Raw genomic sequence first — 9,853 nt, forward strand, 5'->3', positions numbered from 1 at the left:
GCAAACTACACCACCATCCAGCCCGTCGATTGGATAGAAAAATAGTCTGATTTTGAGCTTTTTCAGCGGACTGCTAGGGATTTCGAGGCGTTCGCCGATCCTTACAATTTCGCCCGCAATTTATGGTGCGACATGGTGATCGATCCGCTCGAAACCCGCAACGTCATGGGGCTACTGCTGGATCTCGCCGGGCGGACGCCGGCGAAGATAACGAAGTTCGGCGTATTCCGGATGTCGCCAATGCGGGTTCTAAGTCAGGCCCGCCTGAAGCGGGGCAGTGTGATCTCATCATTGACCTTTTCGCAGACGAGCATGACCTCCATGTCGAACACGACATCTTCGGGCTTGCCGCCTGTATAGGTACTGATTATCCGTGGTCCTTCTTCAAGCTCGACTAGCAAAACCGCATAGGGAACGTCGGCCTTGAAGGCCGGTCCTGGCGCTCGATGCACAACGCTGAAGGAATGCACCTTGCCGCATCCGCTTGCCCCGCGATGCGCAAGATTCTCGCCGCCGCATTCCCGGCACATCGCTTGCTGATAATATTGCACGTTGCCGCAATCGGCGCAGTGCTGCAGCAGCAATGCGCCGTTGCGCATGCCGCGCCAGAAGGCCGCAGAATCTGCATCAGGCGCGGGCATCGGTTTTTTCATGGCGTCCTCAGGCGAGATCACAGCGTGTTCTCCGTTCCCAGGATGGTGGTGGCGTTAGTTGCAAAACCGGCACCAAGGCTGTGAACCAGCCCGAGTTGGGCGTCCGGTACCTGACGCCCGCCACACTGGCCGCGCAGTTGCGTGATCACCTCATGAAAATGAAACAGCGATCCCGGCATTCCCGAATGCGCGAATGACAACAACCCGCCATGGGTGTTCGACGGAATTTGGCCGCCATAGGTCATCTGTCCGTCTGCGACGAAACGGCCGCCCTCGCCCTTGGGGCAGAAACCGAGATCTTCCAACATCATGATAACGGTGCCGGTGAAGCAGTCGTATACGCCGGCAACGTTCATATCTTTTGGGCCATATCCCGCCATCTCGTAAGCCCTGCGGCTCGATTCGACCGCGCCGGTAGTCGTCAGTGACGGCATCAGGAAAATATGTTCGTGGGTGTAACACTCGCCGCCGCCAAGAATATAAATCGGGTTTTTGATGCCAAACGTCTTCGCATGTTCGGCGGATGTCAGGATGAATGCCGCGCCGCCATCGGATATCAGCGAACAGTCGAGCTTGTGATACGGCGTCGTCACCATGCCTGAGCTTAGCACGTCGTCCACCGTGATCGGGGTAGTCTGCTGCGCGCCGGGGGTACGCATCGCGTGACGCCGCTGGATTACGGCGACTTCCGCGAGTTGCTCCGGCGTGGTGCCGAAATCCTTCATATGACGGTGCGCGGTCATGGCGAAGGTGTTCGCGACAGGAATGCCGAACGGCATCTCGTATTGCTGATCGCGGCTTTCCGTCATCGAGCGTAGCGCCATATCCGGGGTCAGGCCGGTCAGTAGGCTGTCGCCGCCAACCACGAGTACGACCTCGGCGAGGCCGCCATGAATGGCAGCGGCGCCAATATTGAACATCGTCGCCGCCGTCGCGCCGGACACCTGAAGCGTGTTCGAAAAGGTTGGCCGAATACCAAAATACTCGCTGAACGCAACGCTGAAGCGATGGAAGGGAGAAGCGAAGGCATGGCTCGACAGCACGCCGTCAATTTCGCTTTTCCCGATGCCGGCATCGGCCAGCGCCTTCTTCGCGGCGTCGGCGGCGAGCCATAACGGGCTCTTTCCCGGCACCTTGCCAACCGGCGACATTCCGATACCGATCACCGCGACCTTGCCGCGTAGCGATTCTTTACGAATGGAAGGCATTTGGTTTCCGCCCGGCGTCATGTGTGAAGTCAGCTTCCGGCCGTCGTGCGCGCGAAGCGGCATCCGCACTGCTGCCGGAGAATCCAAGAAACCTGGCGTAGGTATCGACCGGCACCCGCTTGGTGACGAGCTTGTTTTCGGGTGCAGCCGTGTCCTCGTAACCCAGCGCCACGCCACAAATCAGGATTTCGGTGCCGTCGAATGAAAGATGCTCGCGGATGATATCGTGGTACCAGGTGAACGCTGCCTGGCCGCAGGTGTGCAGACCGTGACCGCGCGCGGCCAGAAGGATGTTCTGCAAAAACATTCCAATGTCGATATAGCTGCCAGTGTTTAAGCGGCGGTCCACCGTCACGAAAAGTCCGACCGGGGCATCGAAAAACAGATAGTTGCGGTTCATATGCGATGTGCGCGCGGCAACGTCGTCGCGGGCAATGCCAAGCTTTGCGTAAAGGTCGTAGCCGAGTTCGCGCCGGCGCCCGATATAGGGCTCGTGCCATTCGGTCGGATAATACTCATGTTCCGGCTGATGTTTGCCCGGTTCGGTTTCGGCAGCTTTCAGGATGTCCGCGGAGAGCCGTTTCTCCACCTCGCCCGCGATCGCGTAGACCTTCCACGGCTGGATGTTATGGCCACTTGGCGCACGTGCCGAGACCTCAATGATTTTACGCACGATCGGTTCCGGAACCGGCTTGGGAAGAAATCGCCTGACTGAGCGGCGTGTCAAAATGGCTTCTTCAACATTCATGTTTTCGTCCCTGATTGCGGGCCTTACCGCGGGCAGTTTTCGTTCGACCAAAAGCGCTGCGCAAGCAACTGATTGGCCTTCTCGCATCAGTTGTTTACCCGTTCGCAGCGTTCATTGCCCTTTCATCCGCCAGCCTGGCTTCGAGTTCGTGGCGCTGAACCTTGCCGCTGGTGGATCGCGGAAATTCCAAAAAATCGATGAACCGGAACTGCCGGGGACATTTGTATCCGGCAAGCTCGCGCCGGCACAGAGCAAGCAAATCGGCTTCGCTGACCGTCGTATCGCGGCGCGACACGAATGCCACGGGAACCTCACCCCATTTCGCGTCGGGGACACGCACGACCGAGGCCTCGGTGATCCGTACATCGCTCATTAAGACGCGCTCGATCTCGGCTGGATAAACGTTTTCGCCGCCAGTCTTGATCATGTATTTGGCGCGATCGACGAAATCGAGCGAGCCGTCGTCATTGCGTCGAAACACGTCGCCCATGTGAAACCACCCGCCGCGAAAATCGCGTGCGTTGGTGTCGTCAGCTTTCCAATAGCCGGAGAACAACGTCAGACTGCGAATGGCGAGTTCTCCCGGCGTCCCCGTTGCGACCTCGTTGTCGGCAGAATCGACGAGCTTGATCTCACAGAATGCGCTTTGTTGCTTCGCCAGGCTGCTGGGAACCTCGCCCACCGGGATCAATGATCTGGTTGCCGGCGGCAAACCGGTCTCGGTCGAACCGAAACTGTTGACGTAGGGAGCCTGCAGCAGGTCAGTTACCTCGGCGATGACATGCGGAGGGACCAGATCGGCCATCGCGCCGCAAAGACCAACGCCTTTTACTGTGGTTCTCTGCGCCTTGAAGCCGGCGATGAATGCTTCAATCATGCCTGGGATCAAAACAAACCAGCCAATCCGATGAAGCTCCAGAGCAGACAATAACGGCTCCAGCTGAAAACCATCGACCACGACGACTGTTCCGCCGCGCAACAGTGTCGCGAGACTGTGATCCGTGGATGCCATGTGAAACAGCGGCGCCCAGGCGACAAAGGTATCGTGATGTGAAATGTTTAGCTCGGAGCTGAACACGAGCGCCCGCATGATCATCGCCCGATGCGAAATGACGGCCCCTTTTGGCTGGCCGGTGGTACCGCTGGTGTAAAGGATGACCAGGCCGTCTTCGTATTCCGCCGCAATGGGAAGCGCATGATTGCTGTGTTGCTGTAAAAGACGCTCGTATCGTGGACCGAACTTGATGACCTTACTGCCCTCTGCAGAAGAAAGTTCCAGATTTCCGGCCAGTTCTTCTTCAATAATTAAGAGCTTCGGTGAGACCAGATCGATACAGTAGGCGAGTTCCCGCTCCGACAATCGCCAGTTCAGGCAAGCGGTGATGATGCCGAGATTGGCGGCCGCCAGCTCCACTTCGAGATACTCCGGACGGTTACGCGAGAGCAATGCGACGCGGTCGCCTCGTCGAAGACCCTGGCTCGCCAGCATCGAGGTCGTGCGATGAACACGGTCAAGGAGCTGCCCATAGCTGACACGCCTTCCCTGATACTCGATCGCAACCCAAGATTTATTCATCAGCGCGCTCGCGCGAAACAGTTCGCCAATTGTGGGATTGGCGCCCGCCGTCCTTATCAGAGCCTTTTCGCGTCCTTCCACCACGGTAAATCCTCCGAACTAGCCCTTCGTCTGCGACGGCGGCCATAACTCAAAAAGTATGAGCTTGCAGCGTCTCACAATCGGCATTAAATTCTAACATCTGTTCGAATGAATTCATAGCAGGTTCGTGTCGACGACGTATCGGAAAGCAGGAGAAATTGTGCCGACCGGGTTACTCATCGTCATCACGCAAGGCTAATCCGACAACCAAACCAAACAAATGACCAGAAGGGAATCCGATGTCCAACCGTTATGCTGCTTATACCAAATTGAAGCTCGACTATCCGTCCAAGCGGGTTCTAAGGCTCACATTCGACCGGCCCGAGACCTACAATTCGGTGGACGCCGAGACCCACACTCAGCTCACCCATATCTGGCGTGACATCAATGACGATCCGGATATCAACGCGATCATCGTGACCGGGGCTGGCAAGGCCTTTTCGGCGGGAGGCGATTTCGAGTTGATCAAGAGCATTCTCGACAACCCGGTCGCGCGCATGTCAACCTGGAAGGAGGCCAAGGATCTCGTCTACAACGTCATCAATTGCAACAAGCCGATCATCTCGGCGATCAACGGCGTCGCAGTTGGCGCAGGCCTTGTCGTCGGAATCCTTGCCGATATATCGATTTGTGGCAAGTCCGCGCGCATCGTCGATGGCCACACGCGGCTTGGCGTCGCAGCGGGCGATGTCGCTTGTATCATCTGGCCGCTGTTGTGCGGCCTTGCAAAAGCGAAATATTACCTGCTGACCTGCAAGCCGTTATCCGGCGAAGAAGCTGAGCGGATCGGTCTTGTATCGCTATGCGTCGAAGACGCGGACTTACAGAGGATAGCGCTTGAGACAGCCGACGAGCTTTCTAGCGGCGCGCAGAGTGCAATCCGCTGGACCAAGTACGCTCTCAACAACTGGCTACGCGTCAACGGTCCGTTGTTTGATACTTCGACCGCGCTCGAGATTCTGGGTTTCACCGGCGCCGAGGCGCGCGAGGGATTGGCGTCGCATCTCGAAAAACGCAAGCCGGTGTTTCCGCAGGATTGTCCGCTCTAATCCTCAAGCTGCGAAATTATGGTAGAGGAGGCCGGGTGATTCACCCGGCTTTCTTTTGCAGCACGAATCAGTCGAGAATTACTTCAAGGCGCTGACGATCTCGCGAAGCTTGAATTTCTGCACCTTGCCGCTCGGTGTCTTCGGCAAGGCATCGAGCACCTCGACGCGTTCCGGCCAGTAGTTTTTAGCCACCGTGTTCTCCGCCATGTAGCCTGACAGATCAGCCAAGCTAAGCGAAGCCCCCTGGCGCAGCACCACGCACGCACAGGCCCTCTCACCCAAGCGCTCATCCGGTACGCCAACAATCGCGACTTCCTGCACGGCGGGATGGCGATACATCAGCTGTTCAATCTCGATCACGGGAACGTTCTCGCCGCCGCGGATGACGATGTCCTTGGTGCGTCCGGTGATACGAATGTAGCCGTCCTTGTCTTTGCGGGCGAGATCTCCTGTCTCGAACCAGCCATCCAGATCGACGGCATAGAGATGCGGCCGCTTCAGATAGCCGACAAAGGTGCCAGGGCCCCGCGCTTGTAGTCGGCCTTCTTCATTGTGAGGCATGACTTTGCCGCCTTCATCGACGACCCTGACTTCCATGCCTTGGCTTGGGCAACCATCGGTCTCGAAGACCTTTTCGGGCGGATCATCAAGCTTCGTCGTCGTCACCAGCCCGTTTTCCGTCATGCCCCATCCCGAAGTGATGTGCGCACCAAGATGCTCGGTTGCCCGGCGTACCAGAACGCGAGGAATGGGTGCGCCTGCCGAAACAAAAGTCCGCAAGGACGTTATTGCCTTGGGTCGGAGTTCGGCCTCCGCGGTCAAATCCGCCAGAAACGGTGTTGATGCCATGGTCATCGTAACGCGTTCTGTCTCGATGATGTCTGCGGCCTTGGCTGGATTCCAGATATCCTGAAGAACGACCCGTCCTCCAAGATACAGAGGCAGAAGCAGGCCAACGAGAAAACCAGTCTGATGGGCCATCGGGGAGGCCATCAGCACGATGTCGCTGGCTGTGAGGTGGACGCGATCCTCGAAATATCGCACGCTGTTAAGCAAGGTATTGCTTGTGTGCATCACTCCCTTGGGCTCTCCGGTTGTGCCCGACGTATAAAGCAATTGCACGACATCATCGGCCGGTGCAGCGGTCGCTGCCTCAATCCGCTTTCCCGGCGCATTCAGCACTGCCTCGAAGTCGCGATCGTCGCCGGAACCGATAACAACAATGTGCTCAAGTGTGGGCACCTTGACCTTGAGGCGGTCCGCCATTGCGGCGTGATCGAAATCGCGAAATCGCCGTGGAACGATCAGCACGCGTGTCTCGGCCAAAGTCAGCATGAATTCCATTTCGCGGTCGCGGAAGATAGGCATGATAGGATTTGTGACTGCGCCGATCCGCAGCAGTGCGAGGTGAAGCGCGACGAACTGCCACCAATTTGGCAACTGGTACGACACCACTTCGCCAGGCTTGACACCAAGCCGTAACAAATTAGCTGCGATCCGATCGGCTATTTGCTGCAGTTCGCCGTATGCCAGGGCCTTACGTTGGCCGGATGCCGCTTCAAAGGCGATAATCGCGATTCGCGCTGGATCATCCCTGACCGTCCTGGAAAAAGCGTCAAGCAGCGTCTGATCGCTCCAAAAACCAGCGGCTCGCATCGCTTGCTTGCGCTGTTCTGAAAGGATTGGATCCATCGCCATCATATGCCTCCCTCATCATTGTTTTTGACGCCAAGTCCGTGACCAGACTGAAGCTGCCGTTCTTCGCCATTACCGCTGGGTCGCGGCTGCTTCGACCGATCACGCGTTGCCAAGTTTCTCGCGAAGCCTGTCAACTGCTTCGGGATTGGCGAGAGCGGAAAGATCGCCAGGATCCTTGTTCTCGAACACGGCCCGCAGCACCCGACGCATGATCTTCATATTACGCGTTCGCGGTAGATCGTCGACGAACAGTATCTTTTCCGGCCGGTAAGACGCGCCCATGCCGTCGACGATGGCGGACGATAATTCGTTCGCAACTCCCGCGTCGATGTTCACGCCCGGCATCGGCACGCAGGCGCAGACGATAGCCGACCCCTTCACTGGATGCGGGATGCCGAACACGGCTGCCTCGGAAATTTTTCCGGTCCCAATCAGAATGTCTTCGAGTTCTGACGGGCCGGTGCGCTTGCCGGAGATTTTGATAGTATCGTCGGAACGCCCGAGAATGTAATAGAGTGCATCCGTCCCACGCATCGCGAAGTCGCCATGCACCCAAAGACCGGCAAGCGTACTCCAGTAGCTTTCGATATAGCGCGCATCGGCTTTCCAGAGGCTCTTGGTCAATCCGATCGAGGAATGGCGGAGCACCAGTTCCCCGACTTCGCCCGGCGGCAAAGTTTTGCCGGACATATCCACGATGTCCGCGCCGACGCCCAGCGCGGGACGCGAGAACGAGCCCGGGTTCATCGGGTGGTTCGGCGTCCCAAGGAAGATGCAACCGCCGACTTCGGTGCCGCCGGAAATGTTGATGATCGGAAGCCTTCTTTTGCAGACATGCTCGAAGAACCATTGCCATGGTGCGTTGGTCCATGCCTCGCCGCCCGAAACGGTCATCCGCAGGCTCGACAGATCGTGGCGCTCGACATCCTGCGGTCCGTAGCGCATAAGCCCGCGGATAATCGTAGGCGATACGCCAAGATAGCTGACGCGGTGATCCTGGATCAGCCGCCAGAATCGTCCAGTGTCCGGAAAATCCGGCGTGCCTTCGGCGATCAGAAGGCTCGCGCCGGCGAAACTGGGAATACACGCGCACATCGCGCCGACCATCCAGCCCATGTCACTGAGGAAGAAAAAACGGTCCGACGATTTGAAATCGGCGCAGATGATCATGTCGCGCGTGACCATAGAACCGATGAAGCCGATATGAGTCCAAACGCAACCCTTCGGTTCGCCGGTGGTTCCCGAAGTGTACAGCAGAATCGCGGGATCTTCCGCATTCATTTCGACGGTCGCAATCGAGCCAGCTTTGCCGGCAACGACGTCGTGCCACCAGTGATCACGGCCCTCCCGCATCGGGGTCTCGATCCTAAGGCCTTCGCGGTCGACGACGATCACGTGCTGCACTGTCGGTGAGGAGTCGAGCGCGACGTCGAGGATGGATTTGAGCGGTGCTGCGGCGCCACGCCGCCAGGTCCCGCTCGCGGTGATGACGGCCTTTGCGCCGCCATGGTTGAGCCGGGTTTGCATGGGGGCCGGACCGAAGCCTGAGAACAGCGGCATCAGGATCGCGCCTAATTTCAACACCGCGAAGAACGCGACAAAGGTTTCCGGCACGTTCGGCATGTAGAGTGCGACCACATCCCCGCTGCCGATACCGAGATCGGTCAACGCGAGCGCAAGCCGTCCAATCTCGTGGTCGATTTCGCGATATGAGAGTTTGCGCTGTTCGAGCTTGTCTTCGCCCTCCCAGACGAGAAATGTCTGATCCCAGACGTCGGTGCCGCGATGCTTGTCAATACAATTCAGGACAATGTTGGTGGTGCCGCCGACGCACCAGCGTGCCCATGGCTGCCCGCGCGACAAATCTAGCATGCTGTCGTAAGAGCGATAAAACCTGACGCCGCAGAACTTGAAAACCTCTTCCATGAGCCATGCGGGATCGGAATCAGCCTTGAGCGAGAGGCTATCGTAATCGTCATATCCGGTCGCGCCCAGGAAAGCGGTCAGATTGCTCGCTGCAATTAGTTCGGGCGCAGGTGTCCATACATAGGACGTTGGATTGTCCATCGACTAGGTTCCCTGATTTGCGGTCATGTTCAATTCGATACCGACTTACCGGCCGATAGGCACGCATACCCGATCGAACACGAGGCGGTGGGCGGGGCCCGCCCGACAAACATGTCCAGCCTAGACGTCCAATGCTAACGCTCTCGTCCTACCGGTTCAATCGATTCTAACAATCGTTTGATAAAATTATTTGCCGGAAAGATCCACCTTTGCAAGCTGGTCGTGACTCGATTGACTTGCCAAAAATTCTAACGTTTGTTAGGTAAATGGCAATTGTCGGTCGAGGCGCAAGTGGTAGCCAGCCCAAATCTTCGAGAATTTCTCCTCCCAACGTATTATGTGGATTGCGATTCACCAGCGATTAAAGATTTCGTCTTGCGTGTGGCTGGCGATGAACAAGGCCGGTCGGCTACGGACAAGGCAATTCGGCTATTTAACGCGGTACGGGACCAGATCAGATACGACCCCTACGCGGTGAGTTTGTCCGAAACCGATTATCGCGCCAGCGAGGTTCTCAAAATGCCTTCAGCGTTTTGTGTCCCGAAAGCAATATTGTTGGCCGCCGCCATGCGCGCAGTGGGAATTCCCGCCGCGATCGGCTTTGCAGACGTTCGCAACCATCTGAATTCCCCCAAGCTGACGGAGTTGATGGGAACTGATCTCTTCATTTATCACGGCTACGTCGCGCTTTGCGCTTGGGGATGTCCCGCTTTTTGTTGAAAATCGCTCAGCAGGCGTTCTCATTGGCTGAGCCTATGCGGCCTTGGCGTGCA

The 9,853-nt window shown here is 57.5% G+C and carries 8 protein-coding genes; 2 read left to right on the plus strand and 6 right to left on the minus strand.

Annotated features, from left to right (window positions below; genetic code table 11):
- Positions 1-254 precede the first annotated feature (254 nt).
- From AC1RLZ_RS30980 to AC1RLZ_RS30995, 4 genes are all read right to left on the minus strand, one after another.
- Complete coding sequence (locus AC1RLZ_RS30980) at positions 255-599, minus strand: Zn-ribbon domain-containing OB-fold protein (protein WP_493191787.1); 345 nt, start codon at positions 597-599, stop codon at positions 255-257.
- Between the two features lie 71 nt (positions 600-670).
- Positions 671-1,882 (minus strand): thiolase C-terminal domain-containing protein, encoded by a 1,212-nt coding sequence (locus tag AC1RLZ_RS30985; RefSeq protein ID WP_493191788.1) that lies wholly within the window; start codon positions 1,880-1,882, stop codon positions 671-673.
- The gene (locus AC1RLZ_RS30990) at positions 1,845-2,609 is read right to left on the minus strand and encodes a nitroreductase (protein WP_493191789.1); all 765 of its coding nucleotides are present in this window, start codon (positions 2,607-2,609) and stop codon (positions 1,845-1,847) included. The genes AC1RLZ_RS30985 and AC1RLZ_RS30990 overlap by 38 nt, the downstream gene beginning before the upstream one ends.
- Positions 2,610-2,703: 94 nt before the next feature.
- Positions 2,704-4,269 carry a class I adenylate-forming enzyme family protein gene (locus AC1RLZ_RS30995; RefSeq protein ID WP_493191790.1) on the minus strand — a complete coding sequence of 522 codons (1,566 nt, stop codon included), beginning with the start codon at positions 4,267-4,269 and terminating at the stop codon, positions 2,704-2,706.
- A 236-nt stretch (positions 4,270-4,505) separates the two neighbouring features.
- Here AC1RLZ_RS30995 and AC1RLZ_RS31000 point away from each other — a divergent pair, with 236 nt between their 5' ends.
- Positions 4,506-5,315: an enoyl-CoA hydratase/isomerase family protein gene (locus AC1RLZ_RS31000; protein WP_493191791.1), complete on the plus strand. Its 810-nt coding sequence runs from the start codon at positions 4,506-4,508 to the stop codon at positions 5,313-5,315.
- A 78-nt stretch (positions 5,316-5,393) separates the two neighbouring features.
- On the opposite strand, the gene AC1RLZ_RS31005 is transcribed toward AC1RLZ_RS31000, so the two are convergent.
- Complete coding sequence (locus AC1RLZ_RS31005; protein ID WP_493191792.1) at positions 5,394-7,013, minus strand: AMP-binding protein; 1,620 nt, start codon at positions 7,011-7,013, stop codon at positions 5,394-5,396.
- A gap of 99 nt (positions 7,014-7,112) precedes the next feature.
- On the minus strand, positions 7,113-9,080 hold the full coding sequence (locus AC1RLZ_RS31010) for an AMP-binding protein (protein WP_493191793.1): 1,968 nt from the start codon (positions 9,078-9,080) through the stop codon (positions 7,113-7,115).
- A 273-nt stretch (positions 9,081-9,353) separates the two neighbouring features.
- On the opposite strand from AC1RLZ_RS31010, the gene AC1RLZ_RS31015 reads away from it, so the two are divergent.
- A complete protein-coding gene (locus tag AC1RLZ_RS31015) occupies positions 9,354-9,800 on the plus strand; it encodes a transglutaminase-like domain-containing protein (RefSeq protein ID WP_493191794.1) in 447 nt (148 codons plus the stop codon).
- Positions 9,801-9,853 lie beyond the last annotated feature (53 nt).

This window comes from Tardiphaga sp. GW822-FHT04G09 (genome assembly GCF_058800725.1).